The sequence below is a fragment of the Limimaricola litoreus genome (assembly GCF_024159025.1).
Taxonomy (GTDB): Bacteria; Pseudomonadota; Alphaproteobacteria; order Rhodobacterales; family Rhodobacteraceae; genus Limimaricola; species Limimaricola litoreus.
This window is the reverse complement of sequence record NZ_JAMYXC010000003.1, coordinates 1-20,462: the sequence shown is the minus strand read 5'-3', so window position 1 is coordinate 20,462 and position 20,462 is coordinate 1. Positions and strand designations below refer to the sequence as shown.

Below are 20,462 nucleotides of genomic sequence, written 5' to 3'. Positions count from 1 at the left end.
GCACCTGCGCGCCGCCGCGACGGGGGTAGAGTTTCTCATGCCCGGCAGCGGCCCCGGCGACCGCGCGGCGGGCGCATGTCTGTCCGAGCTGTGGCGCGCGCTGCTTCTCGAGCGTCACGGGCCGGGCTTCGCGCCGCCCAAGGGGCTGGTGCTCTACCCGAGCGACCCCGAAGCGCAGGGTTTTGCCGATACCCCGTTGCCGGGGCGCGATGCGCTGCATACGGCGCTGCTGCACCGTGAGACGTCCGAGGGCGCGGCGGCCTGGCTGTCGCGCCCCGCGGCGATATCGCCCGCCCCTCCCGCTCCACAGGACATCGATGCCGCGCGAAACGCCGCGCTGGCCCGCTGGCGCAGGGAGCGCGACGGCAATGCCGTCCAGAAGTCGCTTCTGGCGCTGCGCGAGGCCGCCAAGCGCGGCATCAATGTCATGGGGCCGTCGGTAGCCTGCGCCAAGGCGGGCGTGACCACGGGCGAATGGGCCGCCACGCTGGCCGGTGCCCTGCCCCCGGCGACACCGGCTGCGCCCGCCATCGCCCTGACGTCCTCGGGGGAGCGGATGGCGGCCTGCGCGCGGCTCGACGCGGCGACGCGTGGATTGTCACGGCCCCTGACCTTGCTTCTCGTGCGCCCCGGTCTCGATGCCCGCCCCTGGTCCGGCCACCCGCTTTTGCGCGCCGCACAGGAATGCGGTGTCGCATTGCGCGATTGCGGCGCGCGCCGGATGCCCGCCGAAATCGCCACCATCGCCTATCGCGACAAGCCCCATGTGCTGATCTTCGGCCTTTCGAATCCGCAATCGGTCGAAATGGCGAATGCCACGATCCTGGCCCTGCGAAAGGCCGGCTTCGGTTCCATTCCCATGTTTGGACTCGTCGCATTCGATGCGGATCCGCCCCTGCTGCAGGAATTACACGCAAAGGTGACGTTACGAAATATCCATGAAACGGCGGTCGATGAATTCCTCGAAGATCTTTCCCGCATGGTGATATCGGGAAATGCATTGCCTGATCGCGGCCTGACCTAGTCTTTAGGACAAGTCGTAGCTTTTTGTTGAACATTGCAATAAAGAGTGGTCAACACCTCTCATATTCAACAGAAAGATCAATCGGATGGATTACAACCTGAACGAGATGTCCCGCAAGGATCTCGAAAAGCTCCGCAAGGAGATCGACGAGGCATTGTCCACTGTTTCGCAACGCGAGCGCAAAGCCGCTCTGGAAGCCGCCGAACGCGCGGCCGCCGAACACGGGTTTTCATTGGCTGATCTCGCGGACTCCGCAAGCAAGGGCAAGAAATCCAAGACCAAGAACCCGGCCAAATACCGCAATCCCGAAGATCCGACCCAGACCTGGTCGGGCCGTGGCCGCAAGCCGCGCTGGATCAACGAAGCCGAGGCTGCCGGGCGGCCGCTGTCGGATTTCGAGATCTGAATGCCGGGGCCGGGCTTTGCAACCCGGCCCTTTCATCCCTGAAAGGAGAGCGAATGAGCACGCATATCGGCGCGAAAGAGGGTGATATCGCCCCGACCGTTCTCATGCCCGGCGATCCGCTGCGCGCGAAATGGGCCGCCCGGACTTTCCTCGATGACCCGGTCTGCATCAACGAGGTGCGCGGCATGCTCGGCTTTACCGGGACATGGCGCGGTCATCCGGTGACCATCCAGGGCTCCGGCATGGGCATGCCCTCCCTGTCGATCTATGCCAATGAGCTGATCCGCGATTACGACGCGCAGACGCTGATCCGCATCGGCTCCTGCGGGGCGATGCAGACCGATATCGCGGTGCGCGACGTGGTCCTCGCCATGACCGCCTCGAGCGTGGGCAATCCCTCGCGGGCGATGCTGCGCGAAATACATTACGCGCCCCATGCCGATTTCGGTCTTTTGCGCGCGGCGCATGAGGCCGCCTTGAGGCGGGACACGACCCCGCATGTGGGCGGGATCTATTCCTCGGACACCTTCTACGACGAGCGCCCCGACCTGCATGAGCAGATGGTGCGTCACGGCATTCTCGCGGTGGAGATGGAAGCGGCGGAGCTTTACACGCTGGCGGCGCGGCACAGGCGGCGCGCGCTCGCGGTGCTGACCGTATCCGACCATCTCGTCACCGGCGAGGACCTGCCCGCCATCGAGCGCGAACAGAGCTTCGGAGAGATGGTGGAGATCGCGCTGGAAGCCGCTTTCGCCTGAAGCCTCTCCGGCCCGGTGTATCGGCGGCGATCCTGCCGGGCTCCTGCCCGAACGGTTGAACATTGCAGTCACCGCCCGGCGCGCAGTTCCGCGCCGGGCGATAGTTTTGTCAGACGGCCCGCTCGACCATCATGTGCTTGATCGACTGGATCGCCTTGGCGGGGTTGAGCCCCTTGGGGCAGGTCTTGGCGCAGTTCATGATGGTGTGGCAGCGGTAGAGCTTGAACTCGTCCTCGAGATCGTCGAGCCGCTCGCCCGTCGCCTCGTCGCGGCTGTCGACGATCCAGCGATAGGCGTGCAGCAGGGCCGCCGGCCCGAGGTAGCGGTCGCCGTTCCACCAGTAGGAGGGGCAGGCCGTCGAGCACGACGCGCACATGATGCACTCGTAAAGGCCATCGAGCTTCTTGCGGTCCTCGATCGACTGGCGCCATTCCTTGGCCGGCGTGTTGGTCTCGGTTTCGAGCCAAGGCTTGATCGAGGCGTGCTGGGCGTAGAAATGCGTGAGGTCGGGGATCAGGTCCTTGATCACCGGCATGTGCGGCAGCGGATAGATCTTGATGTCGCCCGCGACCTCGTCGAGCCCGTAGGTGCAGGCCAGCGTGTTGATCCCGTCGATGTTCATCGCGCAGGAGCCGCAGATCCCCTCGCGGCAGGAGCGGCGGAAGGTCAGCGTCGGGTCGATCTCGGATTTGATCTTGATCAGCGCGTCGAGAATCATCGGCCCGCAGTCGTCGAGATCGACGAAATAGGTGTCGACGCGCGGGTTCTTTCCGTCGTCCGGGTTCCAGCGGTAGATCTGGACCTTCTTGAGGTTCTTGGCCCCTTCGGGCTTGGGCCAGGTCTTGCCGTGGGTGATGCGGCTGTTCTTGGGCAGGGTGAGCTGGACCATGGTCAGGTCTCCTTGGGGAAAGCGCCGGGGCGCGCGGCCCCGGTCGTCGTCGCATGGGATCTGGTCATCTGAGACGGGGCGGGCGCACGGGCGGCTGGCCGCTGCGGGCCAGGACGCAGTCTTCGTAGACCACGAGCGGATCGCGCCCGCGCAGGTAGTCGCCGCTGACACCGATCGAAAGCCCGGTCGACAGCCCGCTGCGCGAGCTGGCGCCGATGCTGACGGCCCCGGTCGGCGCCTGCGCGGCCCGCGCGCGCCGCTCGCAGACCTGCGCCGCGTCGAGCGGCGACAGCGGCGCCTGCGTGCAGGCCCCTGCCAGCAGGGGCAGCGCGAGCAGCAGCGCCCGGCGCATCAGTAGACCCGCGCCTTGGGCGCGATCTTCTTGATCTCGATGCCGCCGTCCGATTCCTCGGTCAGCGGATCGAGATGCACGGGGCGATAATCGAGCCGGGCGCGGTTGCCCTCGACCCAGGCCAGCGAATGCTTGCGCCAGGTCTCGTCGTCGCGGTCGGGATAATCCTCATGCGCATGCGCGCCGCGGCTTTCCTTGCGCGCCTCGGCGGCGGTGATGGTGGCCAGGGCGTTGGGCATCAGGTTGGCGAGCTCCAGCGTCTCCATCAGGTCGGAATTCCACACGAGGCTGCGGTCGGTGACATGGAGGTCGTCCATCTTCGCCGCCGTGGCCTGCATCTTCTCCATGCCTTCGGCCAGCGTCTTGTCGGTGCGGAACACCGCCGCATCGGCCTGCATGTTGCGCTGCATCTCGATGCGCAGCTCGGCGGTCGGCACGCCGCCCTTGGCATGGCGCAGCCCGTCGAACCGGTCGAAGGCCTTTTCAATCGCGGCCTTGGCCGGGGCCTTCACCGTGGTCGAGGGATCGACCACCTCGCGCGCGCGGATCGCCGCGGCGCGGCCGAAGACCACGAGGTCGATCAGCGAGTTGGAGCCCAGGCGGTTCGCGCCGTGCACGCTCGCGCAGCCTGCCTCGCCCACGGCCATCAGACCGGGGGTGACGGCATCGGGGTTGTCGCTGGTCGGGTTGAGCACCTCGCCCCAGTAGTTCGTCGGAATGCCGCCCATGTTGTAATGCACGGTCGGCAGCACCGGGATCGGCTCTTTCGTCAGGTCCACGCCCGCGAAGATGCGCGCCGATTCCGAGATGCCGGGCAGCCGCTCGGCCAGGGTCTCGGGCGGCAGGTGGTTGAGGTGCAGATGGATGTGATCGCCATCCTTGCCGACGCCGCGCCCCTCGCGGATCTCCATGGTCATGCAGCGCGAGACCACGTCGCGCGAGGCGAGATCCTTGTAGGTGGGGGCATAGCGCTCCATGAAGCGCTCGCCCTCGGAGTTGGTGAGATAGCCGCCCTCGCCGCGTGCGCCTTCGGTGATCAGGCAGCCCGCGCCGTAGATGCCGGTCGGGTGGAACTGCACGAATTCCATGTCCTGCAGCGGCAGGCCTGCGCGCGCCACCATGCCGCCGCCGTCGCCGGTGCAGGTATGCGCCGAGGTGGCGGAGAAATAGGCGCGGCCATAGCCACCGGTGGCCAGAACCACGGTCTTGGCGGCGAAGACATGCATGGTGCCGTCATCGAGCTTCCACGCCAGCACGCCGCGGCAGGTGCCGTCATCGTCCATCAGCAGGTCGATGGCGAAATACTCGATGTAGAACTCGGCCTTCTGCTTGAGCGACTGGCCGTAGAGCGTGTGCAGGATCGCGTGGCCGGTGCGGTCGGCGGCGGCGCAGGTGCGCTGCACCGGCGGGCCTTCGCCGTATTCGGTGGTGTGTCCGCCAAAGGGGCGCTGGTAGATCTTGCCCTCTTCGGTGCGGCTGAAGGGCACGCCGTAATGCTCCAGCTCGTAGACGGCCTTGGGTGCCTCGCGGGCAAGGTATTCCATGGCATCGGTGTCGCCGAGCCAGTCGGAGCCCTTCACCGTGTCGTACATGTGCCACTGCCAGCTGTCAGGCCCCATGTTGCCCAAGGAGGCCGCGATGCCGCCCTGTGCCGCGACGGTGTGCGAGCGGGTCGGGAAGACCTTGGAGATGCAGGCGGTGCGCAGGCCCTGCTCGGCCATGCCGAGCGTCGCGCGCAGGCCCGCGCCACCGGCGCCGACCACCACCACGTCGTATTCGTGGGTTTCGTATTCGTAGGCTGCCATCAGGGGTCTCCGATCAGAGGGCGAGGCGGATCAGGGCGAGAACGCCGATCGCGGCCAGGGCATAGGAAAGACAGGTCACGCCGACGATCAGCGCGCGGCGGGTGAAGCCCTGCGCGTAATCCTCGATCATCACCTGGGCACCGGCGCGGAAATGCCAGAAGCCGACGACGAAGGTCAGCACGGCGATCGCGGCGGGAATCGGGCGCTGGTAATAGATCACCACCTCTTCGTAGGTGCCGCCCAGCACCGCACCGAAGGTGAAGACGAAAAGCGGAATCAGCACCGCCAGCGCCACCGAGGACATGCTCATGCGCCAGTGCTGGCGGGTCCCGGAATGCGAGGCGCCGAGGCCGTGCGCGCGCTTGCGGTCGGTCAGGTAAGCCATTGGTTGCCCCTTCAGAGAACGACGACGGTGAAGATGGTGAGCAGGACCGAGACGATCAGGATGATCTGGCCCAGCAGCTCGGCCTTGTCGATCTCCAGAAGCTTCACCTCGTCCCAGATCAGGTGCCGGATGCCCGCCAGCGTGTGGTACCACAAGCCCAGCACCGAGAAGAACAGCACCAGATCGCCGAACCAGCTGCGCAGGAAACCGTCGGCCGTGGCGAAGCTCGCGGGGCCGGCCGCGGCGGCGGCGAACCACCAGACGATCAGCGCGGCGGCGACGATCATCGCATTGCCGGTGATCCGCGTCAGAATCGAGGTGATCGAGGTAAGCTGCGGGCGGTAGATGGTGATATGGGGCGAAAGGGGGCGGTTGCCCCGGTTCACATCGGCCATGGCGTCGTCCTTATCTGGCGTGCGGGCCTGCGCTGCCGCGGCCCCGGCTGGCTTATCCCTAGCGATTTTGCGCGGTCTGTCACCCGCCACGACGCTTCGGAACGCTGAAAATTCCCGGAATCGGGCAGGATTCCGCTCGCCGTGATCACACTCCCGAAGAGTGTGATCACAGATGGTCGGGCGATCCGGAATGTCGAAGGCGGCGGCATGTGCCCGATATATGCCGCCATCGCCGGCCGCCCAGTTACTGCGGCGATCTGCCCGGGCTCAGAGCTGGCCGAGCTTCAGATCGGCGGAATATTCGACATCCGCCTCCTTGGTCACGGCCTGACCGCAGCGCATCACGCCATTGGCGGCATCAAAGGCATAGGTCGGCTGGCCGTAAAGCTCCCAGCCCTTGGACAGGGCCTCCGTCACCTTGTGGCAGAAGGCCGAGGTGTCGTCGGCGGTGAGAAGGCGGTAGATCATCATGGCGTGGCTCCGAGGCAAGAACGGGTCGGGCCAGCCTTGCACCAGCCCGAGGGGGATGAAAACCACTCCGCCGAGCGCGGGGATCGCCCGATCAGGCGCCCTCCCCCCCTTCCACCATGCGCGCGAGGTCGAGCACCGTCCGCGCGGCCTCGACATGCAGCGCCTCGACGATCTCGCCATCGACCACCGCAACCCCCTGCCCTTCGGCCAGCACTGCCTCGAAGGCGGCGATGCGGCGGCGGGCGAGGTCGATCTCCTCCGCGCTGGGCGCGAAGGTTGCGTTGGCGGCGGCGATCTGCGCAGGGTGGATGAGGCTCTTGCCGTCGAAGCCCAGGTCGCGGCCCTGCGCGCATTCGGCCTCGAGCCGCGCGGCATCGCCCAGCGCGTTGCAGACCCCGTCGATCGCGGCGATGCCATGGGCGCGGGCGGCCAGAAGCGCGCCCTGCAGCGCGGGCAATATGGCAAATCGGTCGGCGGTCGGGCGCAGGCCGATCTCGCGCCCCAGATCATTGGTGCCCATGACGATTCCCGAAAGCCGCGGATGCGCGCAGGTGTCGGAGGCCCGCAGCACGCCGCGCGCGGTCTCGATCATCGCCCAGAGCGGCCGCTCTGTCCGGGCCGCCACCGCGTCGAGATCCGCCGGACCATCGACCTTCGGCACCACGATCCCGTCGCAGGCGCAGCCCGCCAGCGCCGCGAGATCCTCGGCGCCCCACGGCGTGTCGAGCCCGTTGATGCGCACCAATCGAAGCTGCGCCGGGCGCCCCTTTGCCGCGAGCGCGGCCCCCAGCGCCGCACGGGCCTCCTCTTTAGCCGCCGGGGCGACCGCGTCCTCGAGATCGAGAATCAGCGCGTCGCAGGGCAGGTCGCGCGCCTTGGCCAGGGCGCGGGCATTGGAGGCGGGCACATAGAGCATGGAACGCAGCGGCATGAGGGGGTCCTTCGTGGCAAGAGCGCTCTCAGCCTGCCCCGCCGCGCGGCCCGCCGCAATCGCCGCGACGCCCCGCCTGTCCTGTCGGCTTCGGCGGTGCCCCAGCCCATGAAACAGGCCGAATTCAGCCGGTTTCGCGCAGGGCCATAAGCCGGAACCAGCCGGTTGCACAGCAGGCGCGAAAATAGCTCTCGGACGGTGCAACCTTAACCCCGGCGGCGGGTTTCCCGGTCAGAAACGGGCTGGCTCCCACCGGGCAGCCGCAGGCCCGCTATTAGGACGAAAGGTTCTGACAGATGAAACTCCTTCTCACTTCCGCGGCGACCGCGCTCGTCATGGGCACGAGCGCCTACGCCGAAACCCACAGCATGGGCATGGGCGCCTATGAGGTCACCGCCGATGACTTCTACGCCTCGAACCTGATGGGCATGCGCGTCTATGCCTCCCAGCAGGAGCTGGGCGAGAATGGCGACATGATCAATTTCGCCGAGCAGGAATGGGACGATATCGGCGAGATCAACGACCTGGTGATCTCCGAGGATGGTGCCGTGGGTGCCGTGATCGTCGGCGTCGGCGGTTTCCTGGGGATCGGCGAAAAGGATGTCGCCATCACCATGGACCAGATCCGCACCTATGATGACGAGAACGGCGAACGCTTCCTCGTGATCAACGCCACGCAGGAAGCGCTGGAGGCCGCCCCCGGCTTCGAGCGGGCCAGCATGGACGGGGTCGCGATGACCGAGGGCGAAGCCGCCGAGCCGGGCATGGTCGAACAGACCGGTGCCGCCGCCACCGCCGCGGCCACCGCGACGATGGTCGAAGGCGAGGAAGCCGAAACGGAGATGGAGACCGAGACCGAGACCGTCACCGTGCCCGCGGATGGCAGCACCACGACCACCGATGTCGAAACCGAAACGGTCGAAGCCGAAACGGAGATGACCGAAGTCGAGACGGTCGAGACGGAGACGGTCGAGACTGAAATGGCCGAGACCGCGCCCGCCGCTGGCGCGACCACCGGCATGATCGAACGCGAGGGCTACACCACCACCCCCGTCAGCGATCTGAGCACCGAAGAGCTCAACGGCGCGTCGGTCTACGGTGCCGATGACGACAATGTCGGTGAGATCGAGGACCTCGTGGCCTCGGACGCGGGCGAGATCGAGCAGGCCGTCATCGGCGTCGGCGGTTTCCTCGGCATCGGCGAGAAGAAGGTCGCGGTGAACTTCTCCGATCTGCAGATCCTCGCTAACGAGGACGGCTCGGACATCCGCGTCTACATCAGCGCCACCGAGGACGAGCTGAAGGCCCTGCCGGAGTACCAGGCCCCCGAAGAGGCGGCGATGGAAACCGAGATGGAGACCGAGGTGGAAACCGAGACCGTGCCCGCCGCACAGTAACGCCCGTTTTCCTTCTCGCTGCGGCCGCTCCTTGCAAAGGGGGCGGCCGTTTGCGTTTGCGCAAACATCGGGCGGCGCGGTGCTGCGGGGCGCCTCAGGCTTGCAACAGGGTCGGGCACGGCTTAGCAAAGCCTCGCAAACACATTCTCGACAGGAGCCATTCATGGCCAGACCCAAGATCGCCCTCATCGGCGCCGGTCAGATCGGCGGCACGCTCGCCCATCTCGCCGCGATCAAGGAACTCGGCGATGTCGTGCTGTTCGACATCGCCGAAGGCACCCCCCAGGGCAAGGCGCTCGACATCGCCGAATCCGGTCCGGCCGAGGGTTTCGACGCCACCCTCAAGGGCACCAACGACTATGCCGACATCGCCGGCGCCGACGTGTGCATCGTCACTGCCGGCGTGCCGCGCAAGCCCGGCATGAGCCGCGACGACCTTCTGGGCATCAATCTCAAGGTCATGAAGTCGGTCGGCGAGGGCATCGCCAAGCACGCGCCCGACGCCTTCGTGATCTGCATCACCAACCCGCTCGATGCGATGGTCTGGGCCCTGCGCGAATTCTCGGGCCTGCCGCACGAGAAGGTCTGCGGCATGGCCGGCGTGCTCGACAGCGCCCGCTTCCGCCACTTCCTCAGCCTCGAATTCGATGTCTCGATGAAGGATGTCACCGCCTTCGTGCTGGGCGGGCATGGCGACACCATGGTGCCGCTGGCGCGCTACTCCACCGTCGGCGGCATCCCCCTGCCCGACCTGGTGCAGATGGGCTGGACCACGCAGGAAAAGCTCGACGCGATCATCCAGCGCACCCGTGACGGCGGCGCCGAGATCGTCGGCCTGCTGAAGACCGGCTCGGCCTTCTACGCGCCGGCCACCTCGGCCATCGAGATGGCCGAGGCCTATCTCAAGGACCAGAAGCGCGTCCTGCCCTGCGCGGCCTATGTCGACGGGGCGCTCGGTCTCAACGGCATGTATGTCGGCGTGCCGACCGTGATCGGCGCCGGCGGCGTGGAAAAGGTCATCGACATCAAGATGAACCGCGACGAGCAGGCAATGTTCGACAAGTCGGTCGATGCGGTGAAGGACCTCGTGGAGGCCTGCAAGGGCATCGACTCCAGTCTCGCCTGATCCCTGAGGGGAATTCGGATCGGAGGGCGCCTTTCGGGGCGCCCTTTTTCGTTGCGCTCGAATCGCTGCAGCGCGGCATTTCGCAGCAGGGCCGACATGCCTGTGATCACACCTTGAAATCGTGTGATCACATATGTCGGATTTCCGCCGACCTTCCTCCGAAACCTGTTCTTTCGCGCCTTGGCATGTGTTTGAAGGGGCCAAATCACGGCAACCGAGGACCGGTCCATGAACATCCACGAATACCAGGCCAAGGCCCTTCTGCGCAGCTATGGCGCGCCCGTTTCGGACGGGCGCCCGGTGATGCGCGCGGAAGAGGCGAAGACCGCGGCGGGCGAGCTCGACGGCCCGCTTTGGGTCGTGAAGGCTCAGATCCACGCGGGCGGCCGCGGCAAGGGCAGCTTCAAGGAAGCCGATGCCGGCGAAAAGGGCGGCGTCCGCCTTGCCCGCTCGGTCGAAGAGGCCGCCGAAGAGGCCAAGAAGATGCTCGGCCGCACGCTGGTCACGCATCAGACCGGCCCGGCGGGCAAGCAGGTCAACCGCATCTACATCGAGGACGGCTCGGAGATCGAGACCGAGCTCTATCTCGCGCTGCTCGTCGATCGCGCCACCAGCCGCATCTCCTTCGTCTGCTCGACCGAGGGCGGCATGGACATCGAGGAGGTCGCCGACAAGACGCCCGAGAAGATCCTGTCCTTCTCCGTCGATCCGGCCACCGGCTACCAGCCCTATCACGGCCGTCGCATCGCCTTTTCGCTGGGGCTGAAGGGCCAGCAGGTCAAGCAGTGCGTCAAGCTGATGGATACGCTCTATCGTCTCTTCCTCGAGAAGGACATGGAGATGCTGGAGATCAACCCGCTGATCGTCACGGACAAGGGTGACCTGAAGTGCCTCGACGCCAAGATGGGCTTCGACGGCAACGCGATCTACCGCCACGACGACATCGCCGCCCTGCGCGACGAGACCGAGGAGGACAGCAAGGAGCTGGCCGCCTCGAAGTATGACCTCAACTACATCGCGCTCGACGGCGAGATCGGCTGCATGGTCAACGGCGCGGGCCTTGCCATGGCGACGATGGACATCATCAAGCTCAAGGGCGCCGAGCCCGCCAACTTCCTCGACGTGGGCGGCGGTGCGACCAAGGAGAAGGTGACCGAGGCGTTCAAGATCATCACCTCCGACGAGAACGTCAAAGGCATCCTTGTCAACATCTTCGGCGGCATCATGCGCTGCGACGTGATCGCCGAGGGCGTGATCGCCGCGGTGAAGGAGGTCGGTCTGCAAGTGCCGCTGGTCGTGCGTCTCGAAGGGACGAATGTCGATCAGGGCAAGGAGATCATCAACAATTCCGGTCTCGACGTGATCGCGGCGGACAACCTGTCCGACGCCGCCGAGAAGATCGTCAAAGCGGTGAAGGGATAACAGCAATGGCGATTCTCGTCGACGAAAACACCAAGGTCATCTGCCAGGGTCTCACCGGCAGCCAGGGCACCTTCCACACCGAGCAGGCGATCGCCTACGGCACCAAGATGGTCGGCGGCGTCACCCCCGGCAAGGGCGGCCAGACCCATCTCGACCTGCCGGTCTACGACAGCGTGCACGAAGCCAAGGCCAGGACCGAGGCCAACGCCTCCGTGATCTACGTGCCGCCGCCGTTTGCCGCCGACAGCATCATGGAGGCCATCGACGCCGAAATGGAGCTGGTGATCTGCATCACCGAGGGCATCCCGGTGCTCGACATGATGAAGGTCAAGCGGGCGCTGGAGAACTCCAAGACCCGTCTGATCGGGCCGAACTGCCCCGGTGTCATCACGCCCGACGCCTGCAAGATCGGCATCATGCCCGGCCACATCCACAAGCGTGGCTCGGTGGGCGTGGTTTCGCGCTCGGGCACGCTGACCTACGAGGCGGTCAAGCAGACCTCCGACATGGGTCTGGGTCAGTCGACCGCCGTCGGCATCGGCGGCGACCCGATCAAGGGCTCCGAACACATCGACATCCTCGACATGTTCCTCGACGATGACGAGACCCAGTCGATCATCATGATCGGTGAGATCGGCGGCACCGCCGAGGAAGAGGCGGCCGAGTTCCTTGCCGAGCAACGCAAGAAGGGCCGCTGGAAGCCCACCGCCGGCTTCATCGCGGGGCGCACCGCCCCTCCGGGCCGCCGCATGGGCCATGCGGGCGCCATCGTCTCGGGCGGCAAGGGCGACGCGGAGAGCAAGATCGAGGCGATGAAATCCGCCGGGATCGTGGTCGCCGACAGCCCTGCCACGCTGGGCGAAGCGGTCAAGAAGGCCATCGGCTGAAACCGATTTGGGCGGGGACCTTCGGGCCCCCGCCCCTGACATCCGCGCCGCGCGCCCTATCTGGGCCCGGCGCATCCAGAGTTATTGCCCCGAGGATCGAGGATCCTGCCATGACCGATCAAAGCCCCAACGACGTGTTCCACGCCTCCAGCTTCCTGCAAGGCACGAACGCCGACTACATCGAGCAGCTTCACGCGCGCTATGCCGAGAATCCCTCGAGCGTCGACGAGGCGTGGCAGGAGTTCTTCCGCAGCCTCGGCGACACCGGCTCGGAGGCCCGCGCCGAGGCCGCCGGCCCCTCATGGGCGCGCGCCGACTGGCCGATGCAGCCCAATGACGACCTGACGGCGGCGCTCGACGGCCAGTGGGCCGCCCCGGCCGAGGCCAAGGGCGCGCGCGACAAGATCGCCGCCAAGGCCGCCGAAAAGGGCGTGGGGCTGAGCCAGGAACAGCTGCGCGCCGCCGTGCTCGACAGCATCCGCGCGTTGATGATCATCCGCGCCTACCGCATCCGCGGCCATCTCGCCGCCGATCTCGATCCCTTGGGCCTGCGCGAGGAAACCGCGCATCCCGAACTGGACCCCGCGAATTACGGCTTCACCAAGGCCGACATGGATCGTCCGATCTTCATCGACAACGTGCTCGGCCTCGAGATCGCGACGATGAACCAGATCCTCGCGCTGGTGAAGCGCACCTACTGCGGCACCTTCGCGCTGCAGTACATGCACATCTCCGATCCCGAGCAGTCGGCCTGGCTCAAGGAGCGGATCGAAGGCTATGGCAAGGAGGTGAAGTTCACCGAGGAAGGCCGCCGCGCCATCCTCAACAAGCTCGTCGAGGCCGAAGGTTTCGAGAAGTTCCTGCATGTCAAATACATGGGCACCAAGCGCTTCGGCCTCGACGGCGGCGAGGCGCTGATCCCGGCGATGGAGCAGATCATCAAGCGCGGCGGCAGCCTCGGGGTGAAGGACATCGTGATCGGCATGCCGCACCGCGGCCGTCTCTCGGTGCTCGCCAATGTCATGCAAAAGCCCTACCGCGCGATCTTCCACGAGTTTCAGGGCGGCAGCTTCAAGCCCGAGGAGGTCGACGGCTCGGGCGACGTGAAATACCACCTCGGCGCCTCTTCGGACCGCGAGTTCGACGGCAACAAGGTGCATCTGTCGCTGACCGCCAACCCCTCGCACCTCGAAGCGGTGAACCCGGTCGTGCTCGGCAAGGTGCGCGCCAAGCAAAGCCAGCTCGGCGACACCGACCGCACCCAGGTGCTGCCGATCCTGCTGCACGGCGACGCGGCCTTTGCGGGCCAGGGCGTCGTGGCCGAGGGCTTCGGCCTGTCGGGCCTGACCGGGCACCGCACCGGCGGCACCATGCATATCGTGGTGAACAACCAGATCGGCTTCACCACCGCGCCGCATTTCTCGCGCTCGTCCCCCTACCCCACCGACATCGCGCTGATGGTCGAGGCGCCGATCTTCCACGTCAACGGCGACGATCCCGAGGCCGTGGTGCATGCCGCCAAGGTGGCGACCGAGTTCCGGCAGAAGTTCCACAAGGATGTGGTGATCGACATCTTCTGCTACCGCCGCTTCGGTCACAACGAGGGCGACGAGCCCATGTTCACCAACCCGGTGATGTACAAGAAGATCAAGAACCAGAAGACCACGCTCACGCTCTACACCGAGCGGCTCGTCAAGGACGGGCTGATCCCCGAGGGCGAGATCGAGGACATGAAGACCCAGTTCCAGGCCATGCTCGGCGACGAGTTCGAGGCCGGGAAATCCTACCGCCCGAACAAGGCCGACTGGCTCGACGGGCGCTGGAGCCATCTCGACAAGCGCGATCACGAAAGCTACCAGCGCGGCCAGACGGCGATCGACCAAAAGACCATGACCGAGATCGGCCGCGCGCTCACCCGTGCGCCCGAGGGCTTCCCGCTGCACCGCACCATCAGCCGCCTGCTCGACGCCAAGGGCAAGATGTTCGAGACGGGCAAGGGCTTCGACTGGGCCACGGCGGAGGCGATCGCCTTCGGCTCGCTCTTGACCGAAGGCTACCCGGTCCGCCTCTCGGGCCAGGACAGCACGCGCGGCACCTTCTCCCAGCGCCACTCGGCCTTCATCAACCAGGAGAACGAGGACCGCTACTACCCGCTCAACCACATCCGCGAGGGGCAGGCGCGCTACGAGGCCATCGACTCGATGCTCTCGGAATACGCCGTGCTGGGCTTCGAGTACGGCTACACCCTGGCCGAGCCCAACGCGCTGGTGATGTGGGAGGCGCAGTTCGGCGATTTCGCCAACGGTGCGCAGATCATGTTCGACCAGTTCATCTCCTCGGGCGAATCCAAATGGCTGCGCATGTCGGGCCTGGTGATGCTGTTGCCGCATGGCTACGAGGGCCAGGGCCCCGAGCACTCCTCGGCCCGGCTCGAGCGGTTCCTGCAGATGTGCGGCGGTGACAACTGGATCGTGGCCAACTGCTCGACGCCGGCGAACTACTTCCACATCCTGCGCCGGCAGCTGCACCGCACCTTCCGCAAGCCCTTGGTGCTGATGACGCCCAAGTCGCTCCTGCGCCACAAGATGGCGATCTCGGACGCGGAGGACTTCACCACCGGCTCCTCCTTCCACCGCGTGCTGTGGGATGACGCCGAGAAGGGCCACAGCGACACCGAGCTGAAGCCGGATTCGGGGATCAGGCGCGTCGTGATGTGCTCGGGCAAGGTCTATTACGACCTGCTGGAGGAGCGCGACGCGCGCGGGCTCGACGACGTCTACCTGATGCGGATCGAGCAGTTCTATCCCTTCCCGGCGCTGTCGCTCGTGAAGGAGCTTGAGCGGTTCAAGGGCGCCGAGATGGTCTGGTGCCAGGAAGAGCCCAAGAACCAGGGCGCCTGGAGCTTCATCGAACCCAACATCGAATGGGTGCTGAGCCGGATCGACGCCGCGCACAAGCGGCCCCGTTACGTCGGCCGCCACGCGAGCGCCTCGCCCGCGACCGGCCTCGCCAGCCAGCACAAGGCCCAACAGGAAGCGCTGGTGAACGAAGCGCTGAGCATCGAAGGAAACTGAGAATGAGCACCGAAGTCCGCGTCCCCACCCTCGGCGAGAGCGTCTCGGAAGCGACCGTCGCCACCTGGTTCAAGAAGCCCGGCGATGCCGTCGCGGTGGACGAGATGCTGTGCGAGCTCGAAACCGACAAGGTGACGGTGGAGGTCCCCTCCCCCGTCGCCGGCACCCTGTCGGAAATCGTCGCCAACGAGGGCGACACCGTCGGCGTCGACGCGCTTCTCGCGCAGGTCTCCGAGGGCGACGCCCCCGCCAAGTCCGAGCCCGAGGCCCCGGCCGAGGACGGCCCCAAGGAGCAGCAGGCGGCGACCAACGTCTCGGGCGAGCCCGAAGGCGAGCCCGCCGAGAAGGGCGAGGCCAAGGGCGACACCGAGGACGCGCCCTCGGCCAAGAAGCTGATGGCTGAGAACGACCTGAAGGCGGGCGACGTCAAGGGCACCGGCAAGGATGGCCGGGTCATGAAGGAAGACGTGCTCAAGGCGCTCAACGCCCCCAAACCCGCCGAGACCTCCAAGCCCGCCGCGCGCGGCCCGGTGTCGTCCGACGACGCCGACCGCGAGGAGCGGGTCAAGATGACCCGCCTGCGCCAAACCATCGCCCGCCGCCTCAAGGAGGCGCAGAACACCGCCGCGATGCTGACCACCTACAACGAGGTGGACATGACCGCGGTGATGGAGCTGCGCAACGAGTACAAGGCGCTGTTCGAGAAGAAGCACGGCGTGAAGCTCGGTTTCATGTCCTTCTTCACCAAGGCCTGCGTGCACGCGCTCAAGGAGGTGCCGGACGTCAACGCCGAGATCGACGGCGATCACGTGGTCTACAAGAACTACGTCCACATGGGCATCGCGGTGGGCACCCCCACCGGCCTCGTGGTGCCGGTGATCCGCAACGCCGACAGCATGGGCTTTGCCGAGATCGAGAAGTCGATCGCCGATATGGGCGTGAAGGCGCGCGACGGCAAGCTCAGCATGGCCGACATGCAGGGCGGCTCTTTCACCATCTCGAATGGCGGCGTCTACGGCTCGCTGATGTCCTCGCCGATCCTCAACCCGCCGCAGTCGGGAATCTTGGGCATGCACAAGATCCAGGAGCGCCCGATGGCGATCAACGGCAAGGTCGAGATCCGTCCGATGATGTATCTCGCGCTGAGCTACGATCACCGCATCGTCGACGGCAAGGGCGCCGTGACCTTCCTCGTGCGCGTCAAGGAGGCGCTCGAGGATCCGCGCCGCCTGCTGATGGACCTCTGAACTCCAAACGGGGCCGGGCGTTGAGCCCGGCCCCGTTGTTCAAGAAAGGCGCGCGCCATGCAGATGCTTTGCCAGATCGACACCCCCGACTACGCCTCGTGGAAGACCGCCTTCGACGATGATTACGAAAAGCGGATGCAGGCCGGGCTGAGCCAGCTGCAGATCTGGCGCGACGCCGATCACGGCTCGACCGTGCTGGTGCTGTTCGAGGTCAACGACCGCAAGCGCGCCGAAGGCTGGATCGTCAAGGAGCAGGGCTTTGGCGGCGCCATGACCTGCACCTTCCTCGAGACCGCCTGATGCCCCTCCCCGCCCCGATACGCATCCTGCGCCCGATCATGCTATGCTCGTCGGGCGTGTATCGGTTGTGGGAGGGTCATCATGTCCAGCGAACTCGGAATTCTGGCGCTTTACGGGCTGCTCGTTTCGGTCATCCTCGTGGTGCAGGTACTGACGGCGCTGACGCAGGTCGGCCTGCCCATGCTGGCGCGCCCGCGCGACGACATGCCCCGGCTGACCGGCGTGGCCGGGCGGATGCAGCGCTGCCTGTCCAATTCGGTCGTGGCCATGGCGCTGTTTGCCCCCGCGGTACTGATCCTCGTGCTGCGCGAGGCCACGGGAAGCGGCACGCTTCTGGCGGCGCAGGTCTTCCTGGTCGCGAGGGCGGCCTATGCGGTGATCTATCCGGCGGGCATCCCCTGGCTGCGCACCGGCGTCTGGGCCCTGGGCTTTCTTGCCACCCTCTATCTCTACATCGCCGCCCTCTGAGCCGGGGCTCCCGATGATGGCGCCCGAACTGCAGGCGCTGGCCTATGCGGGGTTGCTGCAGGCGGCGCAGTTCGGCTGGCTGTCGCTGCGCGCCAACATGGAGCTGGGCTTCGGCAAGACGCTGTCGCCGCGCGATCCGCAGCGGCTCGGCCGTCCGCTCGAAGAGCAGGCGAGCGTGCGTACGGGCCGCCTCTACAGGGCGCTGAACAATCATTTCGAGGGGCTGATCCTCTTCACCCTCGCTGTCGTCGTGCTGATCCTCGGCGACAAGACCACCGGTCTGTCCGGCCTTCTGGCCTGGACCTATCTCGGCGCGCGCATCCTTTACGTGCCCGCCTATTTCTTCGGGCTGCGCCCCTGGCGCTCGCTGATCTGGCTGGTGGGGTTTCTCGCCACCATCGGCATGATCGGCCTGGCCCTCGTCTGACACCCACAGGAGACACTCCATGGCATCCTACGATCTCATCGTCATCGGCTCCGGCCCCGGCGGCTATGTCTGCGCCATCAAGGCGGCCCAGCTCGGCCTCAAGACCGCGGTGGTCGAGGGGCGCGAGACGCTGGGCGGCACTTGCCTCAACGTCGGCTGCATTCCCTCCAAGGCGCTCTTGCACGCCACCCACGCGCTGCACGAGGCCGAGCACAACTTTGCCAAGATGGGGCTGAAGGCCGAGACGCCGACCGTCGATTGGCAGCAGATGCTCTCCTACAAGAACGACAGCATCGGCCAGAACACCGGCGGCATCGAATTCCTGTTCAAGAAGAACAAGATCGACTGGCTCAAGGGCTGGGGCTCGATCCCCGAGGCGGGCAAGGTCAAGGTCGGCGACGAGACGCATGAGGCCAAGAACATCGTGATTGCGAGCGGCTCCGTCCCCTCCTCGATCCCCAATGTCGAGGTCGACAACGAGATCGTCGTCGATTCCACCGGCGCGCTCGAACTCAAGAAGATCCCCGAAAAAATGGTGGTGATCGGCGCGGGCGTGATCGGGCTGGAGCTGGGCTCGGTCTATCGCCGTCTCGGCGCGGAGGTCACCGTGGTCGAGTACCTTGACGCGATCACGCCAGGCATGGATGCCGAGGTCGCCCGCAACTTCCAGAAGATCCTGACCAAGCAGGGGCTGAAGTTCGTGCTGGGCGCGGCTGTGCAGGGCGTGTCGGTCGAGGGCGATCAGGCCAAGGTCACCTGGAAGAGCCGCAAGGACGACAGCGAGGAGAGCATGACCGCCGATTGCGTGCTGGTGGCCACGGGGCGCAAGCCCTACGTCGAAGGCCTCGGGCTCGAAGCTCTGGGCGTCGAGATGACCGAGCGCGGCCAGATCAGGATCGACGATCACTTCAAGACCAGCGTCGACGGCCTCTATGCCATCGGCGACGCGGTGCCCGGCCTGATGCTGGCGCACAAGGCCGAGGACGAGGGCGTGGCCATCGCCGAGATCCTCGCCGGCCAGAAGGGCCATGTGAATTACGAGGTGATCCCGGGCGTGGTCTACACCCACCCCGAGGTGGCGACCGTCGGCAAGACCGAGGAGCAGCTCAAGGAGGAGGGCCGCGGCTACAAGGTCGGCAAGTTCCCGTTCTTGGGCAACGCGCGCGCCAAGGCCAACCATTCGGCCGAGGGCTTCGTGAAGATCCTCGCCGACAAGGAGACCGACCGCATCCTTGGCGCGCATATCATCGGGCCCATGGCGGGCGACCTCATTCACGAGGTCTGCGTGGCTATGGAGTTCGGCGCCGCGGCCGAGGATCTGGCCCGCACCTGCCACGCGCACCCGACCTATTCCGAAGCCGTACGCGAGGCGGCGCTGGCACTGGGCGACGGCGCGATCCACGCCTGATCGATCCGCACCGATGCATGTCGCGGCCGTCCCCAGGGGCGGCCGCGTTCGTTTCGGTGCCTCCGCCCCGACATCGGCCCGACATCGGCGCGGCCCCGCGTCATGCGGCAAGCGCTTGAAAGGAGAGGCCTCACCGACAAAACAGAAGGCACGCCCCTCCCCAAGGAGCGAGACAAGCTGATTCGGAACGAGTCCAACCCGGGAACGCGTGGCGCGATACCGGCGTTGCTGTCATCTTCGAAGGAAGGGTGATGGTGGAGCCTAGGGGGATCGAACCCCTGACCTCCTGCATGCCATGCAGGCGCTCTCCCAGCTGAGCTAAGGCCCCATCATGTCCGGCGTTTCCGCCGTGTCGGTCAGCGTCGCTGCCCGTGTGCCGCTCTCTAAGGGTGGGGCCGGGCGGGTGCAAGCGGAAAACACACGCCCGGGCCGATTTTCTTATTCGTCGTCGTCGGCCGGGACATCGGCCAGCTCGTCGAGGGAGACCTCGTCGCTGTCGTCGTCATCGTCGTCGAGCACATCGTCGCCCAGATCGACGTTGTCCTCTTCCTCGTCGTCGCTGTCGTCGAGCAGCAGCTCCTCGTCATCCTCGGTGGATTTCTTGGCCTTCTTGCTCTGCGCATCCTCGGCATCGGCGACCATGGTGCGGTGCTTGCCGGTGTCGAGCGTGACGACCTCGCCCGTGTAGGGGCTGATGATCGGGTTGGCGTTCAGGTCGTAGAAGCGCTTGCCCGTGGTCGGGCAGATGCGCTTGGTTCCCCATTCTTCCTTCGGCATGGGCTGTCCTTCCAGTTCCGTGCGGCGATGATCGGCGGGCGCGCTGGCCCGGGCGCGAAAAGCGCCTCGGCCTTGCGGCGGATCGCGCTCCCCTGCCATAAGCGCGGGGAGGTGTCAAAGGCTTTGGCCGAAGGGAGCGACCGGGTGATGGGAGAACATGTGCTGCCGGGCGATCCGCCCCTGACGGTGGCGCTGCGCCGTTCGGACCGGGCGCGGCGGATCACGCTGCGCGTGTCGCACCGCGACGGCCGGGTGACGCTGACCCTGCCGCGCCGCACGCCCGAGGCCGAGGCGCTGGCGTTCCTGCAGGCGCGCGAGGCCTGGGTGCGCGGGCATCTCGAACAGGTCGCGCCGGTGCAGCCGGTACGGCTCGGCGGCACGCTGCCCTATCTGGGCCGCGAGATCGCGCTGCGCCCCGGCCCGGTGCGCCGCGCGACGCTCGATGGTGATACGCTGCTTCTGCCCGACGACGCGGCCCGCGCGCCCGCGCGCATCATGGCCTTTCTCAAGGAC

22 protein-coding genes and 1 tRNA gene are annotated in these 20,462 nt (G+C 66.4%); 14 read left to right on the top strand and 9 right to left on the bottom strand.

All coding sequences use genetic code 11. The features are described from left to right. From NHG85_RS00195 to deoD, 3 genes are all read left to right on the top strand, one after another. On the top strand, positions 1–1,024 hold a 1,024-nt coding region (locus NHG85_RS00195), incomplete at its 5' end, for a methylmalonyl-CoA mutase family protein (RefSeq protein ID WP_253328663.1). A gap of 85 nt (positions 1,025–1,109) precedes the next feature. Then, the gene (locus NHG85_RS00190; protein WP_253328662.1) at positions 1,110–1,430 is read left to right on the top strand and encodes an H-NS histone family protein; all 321 of its coding nucleotides are present in this window, start codon (positions 1,110–1,112) and stop codon (positions 1,428–1,430) included. A 53-nt stretch (positions 1,431–1,483) separates the two neighbouring features. After that, positions 1,484–2,188: a purine-nucleoside phosphorylase gene (gene deoD, locus NHG85_RS00185; RefSeq protein ID WP_253328660.1), complete on the top strand. Its 705-nt coding sequence runs from the start codon at positions 1,484–1,486 to the stop codon at positions 2,186–2,188. A gap of 109 nt (positions 2,189–2,297) precedes the next feature. Here deoD and NHG85_RS00180 read toward each other — a convergent pair whose 3' ends face one another. The 7 genes from NHG85_RS00180 to NHG85_RS00150 all read right to left on the bottom strand — a co-directional run bounded on the left by NHG85_RS00180 (position 2,298) and on the right by NHG85_RS00150 (position 7,416). After that, positions 2,298–3,077 (bottom strand): succinate dehydrogenase iron-sulfur subunit, encoded by a 780-nt coding sequence (locus tag NHG85_RS00180; protein WP_253328658.1) that lies wholly within the window; start codon positions 3,075–3,077, stop codon positions 2,298–2,300. A gap of 64 nt (positions 3,078–3,141) precedes the next feature. Then, on the bottom strand, positions 3,142–3,429 hold the full coding sequence (locus NHG85_RS00175; RefSeq protein WP_253328656.1) for a hypothetical protein: 288 nt from the start codon (positions 3,427–3,429) through the stop codon (positions 3,142–3,144). After that, positions 3,429–5,234, bottom strand: a complete 1,806-nt coding sequence (gene sdhA / locus NHG85_RS00170) for a succinate dehydrogenase flavoprotein subunit (protein ID WP_253328653.1) — start codon at positions 5,232–5,234, stop codon at positions 3,429–3,431. Before sdhA ends, NHG85_RS00175 begins: the two co-directional genes overlap by 1 nt. A gap of 13 nt (positions 5,235–5,247) precedes the next feature. Further along, on the bottom strand, positions 5,248–5,619 hold the full coding sequence (gene sdhD / locus NHG85_RS00165) for a succinate dehydrogenase, hydrophobic membrane anchor protein (RefSeq protein ID WP_253328651.1): 372 nt from the start codon (positions 5,617–5,619) through the stop codon (positions 5,248–5,250). Positions 5,620–5,630: 11 nt separating this feature from the next. After that, positions 5,631–6,014, bottom strand: a complete 384-nt coding sequence (gene sdhC / locus NHG85_RS00160) for a succinate dehydrogenase, cytochrome b556 subunit (RefSeq protein ID WP_253328649.1) — start codon at positions 6,012–6,014, stop codon at positions 5,631–5,633. A gap of 267 nt (positions 6,015–6,281) precedes the next feature. Continuing rightward, complete coding sequence (locus NHG85_RS00155; protein ID WP_099274948.1) at positions 6,282–6,485, bottom strand: DUF1737 domain-containing protein; 204 nt, start codon at positions 6,483–6,485, stop codon at positions 6,282–6,284. 91 nt (positions 6,486–6,576) lie between these two features. Continuing rightward, complete coding sequence (locus NHG85_RS00150; RefSeq protein WP_253328647.1) at positions 6,577–7,416, bottom strand: HpcH/HpaI aldolase/citrate lyase family protein; 840 nt, start codon at positions 7,414–7,416, stop codon at positions 6,577–6,579. Positions 7,417–7,712: 296 nt separating this feature from the next. Here NHG85_RS00150 and NHG85_RS00145 point away from each other — a divergent pair, with 296 nt between their 5' ends. From NHG85_RS00145 to lpdA, 10 genes are all read left to right on the top strand, one after another. Beyond that, positions 7,713–8,813 (top strand): PRC-barrel domain-containing protein, encoded by a 1,101-nt coding sequence (locus tag NHG85_RS00145; protein WP_253328645.1) that lies wholly within the window; start codon positions 7,713–7,715, stop codon positions 8,811–8,813. A gap of 163 nt (positions 8,814–8,976) precedes the next feature. Next, on the top strand, positions 8,977–9,939 hold the full coding sequence (gene mdh / locus NHG85_RS00140; RefSeq protein WP_253328643.1) for a malate dehydrogenase: 963 nt from the start codon (positions 8,977–8,979) through the stop codon (positions 9,937–9,939). A 228-nt stretch (positions 9,940–10,167) separates the two neighbouring features. Then, positions 10,168–11,361 (top strand): ADP-forming succinate--CoA ligase subunit beta, encoded by a 1,194-nt coding sequence (gene sucC, locus NHG85_RS00135; RefSeq protein ID WP_253328641.1) that lies wholly within the window; start codon positions 10,168–10,170, stop codon positions 11,359–11,361. Between the two features lie 5 nt (positions 11,362–11,366). Further along, a complete protein-coding gene (gene sucD, locus NHG85_RS00130) occupies positions 11,367–12,248 on the top strand; it encodes a succinate--CoA ligase subunit alpha (RefSeq protein ID WP_253328639.1) in 882 nt (293 codons plus the stop codon). A 110-nt stretch (positions 12,249–12,358) separates the two neighbouring features. Further along, positions 12,359–15,322 (top strand): 2-oxoglutarate dehydrogenase E1 component, encoded by a 2,964-nt coding sequence (locus NHG85_RS00125; RefSeq protein ID WP_253328637.1) that lies wholly within the window; start codon positions 12,359–12,361, stop codon positions 15,320–15,322. Between the two features lie 2 nt (positions 15,323–15,324). Then, positions 15,325–16,569 carry a 2-oxoglutarate dehydrogenase complex dihydrolipoyllysine-residue succinyltransferase gene (gene odhB, locus NHG85_RS00120; protein ID WP_253328635.1) on the top strand — a complete coding sequence of 415 codons (1,245 nt, stop codon included), beginning with the start codon at positions 15,325–15,327 and terminating at the stop codon, positions 16,567–16,569. Positions 16,570–16,626: 57 nt separating this feature from the next. Next, a complete protein-coding gene (locus NHG85_RS00115) occupies positions 16,627–16,869 on the top strand; it encodes a hypothetical protein (RefSeq protein WP_253328633.1) in 243 nt (80 codons plus the stop codon). 81 nt (positions 16,870–16,950) lie between these two features. After that, positions 16,951–17,337 (top strand): MAPEG family protein, encoded by a 387-nt coding sequence (locus NHG85_RS00110; protein WP_253328631.1) that lies wholly within the window; start codon positions 16,951–16,953, stop codon positions 17,335–17,337. Between the two features lie 16 nt (positions 17,338–17,353). Next, positions 17,354–17,764, top strand: a complete 411-nt coding sequence (locus NHG85_RS00105; protein ID WP_253328629.1) for an MAPEG family protein — start codon at positions 17,354–17,356, stop codon at positions 17,762–17,764. A 19-nt stretch (positions 17,765–17,783) separates the two neighbouring features. Then, a complete protein-coding gene (lpdA, locus tag NHG85_RS00100; RefSeq protein WP_253328627.1) occupies positions 17,784–19,172 on the top strand; it encodes a dihydrolipoyl dehydrogenase in 1,389 nt (462 codons plus the stop codon). 252 nt (positions 19,173–19,424) lie between these two features. Here lpdA and NHG85_RS00095 read toward each other — a convergent pair. Together NHG85_RS00095 and NHG85_RS00090 are read right to left on the bottom strand one after the other, a co-directional pair. After that, positions 19,425–19,500, bottom strand: a tRNA-Ala gene (locus NHG85_RS00095). A gap of 110 nt (positions 19,501–19,610) precedes the next feature. Further along, positions 19,611–19,949 (bottom strand): TIGR02300 family protein, encoded by a 339-nt coding sequence (locus NHG85_RS00090; RefSeq protein WP_253328625.1) that lies wholly within the window; start codon positions 19,947–19,949, stop codon positions 19,611–19,613. 147 nt (positions 19,950–20,096) lie between these two features. Here NHG85_RS00090 and NHG85_RS00085 point away from each other — a divergent pair. Continuing rightward, a partial coding sequence (locus NHG85_RS00085) for a YgjP-like metallopeptidase domain-containing protein (RefSeq protein ID WP_253328624.1) occupies positions 20,097–20,462 on the top strand: 366 nt, incomplete at its 3' end.

Excerpts from the sequence above, each read along its gene's own strand:
- NHG85_RS00115 (WP_253328633.1), top strand. The coding sequence starts at position 16,627 with ATGCAGATGCTTTGCCAGATCGACACCCCCGACTACGCCTCGTGGAAG.
- NHG85_RS00145 (WP_253328645.1), top strand. The coding sequence starts at position 7,713 with ATGAAACTCCTTCTCACTTCCGCGGCGACCGCGCTCGTCATGGGCACG.
- deoD (WP_253328660.1), top strand. The coding sequence starts at position 1,484 with ATGAGCACGCATATCGGCGCGAAAGAGGGTGATATCGCCCCGACCGTT.
- NHG85_RS00090 (WP_253328625.1), bottom strand. The coding sequence starts at position 19,949 with ATGCCGAAGGAAGAATGGGGAACCAAGCGCATCTGCCCGACCACGGGC.
- NHG85_RS00150 (WP_253328647.1), bottom strand. The coding sequence starts at position 7,416 with ATGCCGCTGCGTTCCATGCTCTATGTGCCCGCCTCCAATGCCCGCGCC.
- NHG85_RS00105 (WP_253328629.1), top strand. The coding sequence starts at position 17,354 with ATGGCGCCCGAACTGCAGGCGCTGGCCTATGCGGGGTTGCTGCAGGCG.
- odhB (WP_253328635.1), top strand. The coding sequence starts at position 15,325 with ATGAGCACCGAAGTCCGCGTCCCCACCCTCGGCGAGAGCGTCTCGGAA.
- sdhA (WP_253328653.1), bottom strand. The coding sequence starts at position 5,234 with ATGGCAGCCTACGAATACGAAACCCACGAATACGACGTGGTGGTGGTC.
- NHG85_RS00155 (WP_099274948.1), bottom strand. The coding sequence starts at position 6,485 with ATGATGATCTACCGCCTTCTCACCGCCGACGACACCTCGGCCTTCTGC.
- sdhD (WP_253328651.1), bottom strand. The coding sequence starts at position 5,619 with ATGGCTTACCTGACCGACCGCAAGCGCGCGCACGGCCTCGGCGCCTCG.
- sucD (WP_253328639.1), top strand. The coding sequence starts at position 11,367 with ATGGCGATTCTCGTCGACGAAAACACCAAGGTCATCTGCCAGGGTCTC.
- lpdA (WP_253328627.1), top strand. The coding sequence starts at position 17,784 with ATGGCATCCTACGATCTCATCGTCATCGGCTCCGGCCCCGGCGGCTAT.
- mdh (WP_253328643.1), top strand. The coding sequence starts at position 8,977 with ATGGCCAGACCCAAGATCGCCCTCATCGGCGCCGGTCAGATCGGCGGC.
- NHG85_RS00175 (WP_253328656.1), bottom strand. The coding sequence starts at position 3,429 with ATGCGCCGGGCGCTGCTGCTCGCGCTGCCCCTGCTGGCAGGGGCCTGC.
- sdhC (WP_253328649.1), bottom strand. The coding sequence starts at position 6,014 with ATGGCCGATGTGAACCGGGGCAACCGCCCCCTTTCGCCCCATATCACC.
- NHG85_RS00180 (WP_253328658.1), bottom strand. The coding sequence starts at position 3,077 with ATGGTCCAGCTCACCCTGCCCAAGAACAGCCGCATCACCCACGGCAAG.
- NHG85_RS00110 (WP_253328631.1), top strand. The coding sequence starts at position 16,951 with ATGTCCAGCGAACTCGGAATTCTGGCGCTTTACGGGCTGCTCGTTTCG.
- NHG85_RS00190 (WP_253328662.1), top strand. The coding sequence starts at position 1,110 with ATGGATTACAACCTGAACGAGATGTCCCGCAAGGATCTCGAAAAGCTC.
- NHG85_RS00125 (WP_253328637.1), top strand. The coding sequence starts at position 12,359 with ATGACCGATCAAAGCCCCAACGACGTGTTCCACGCCTCCAGCTTCCTG.
- sucC (WP_253328641.1), top strand. The coding sequence starts at position 10,168 with ATGAACATCCACGAATACCAGGCCAAGGCCCTTCTGCGCAGCTATGGC.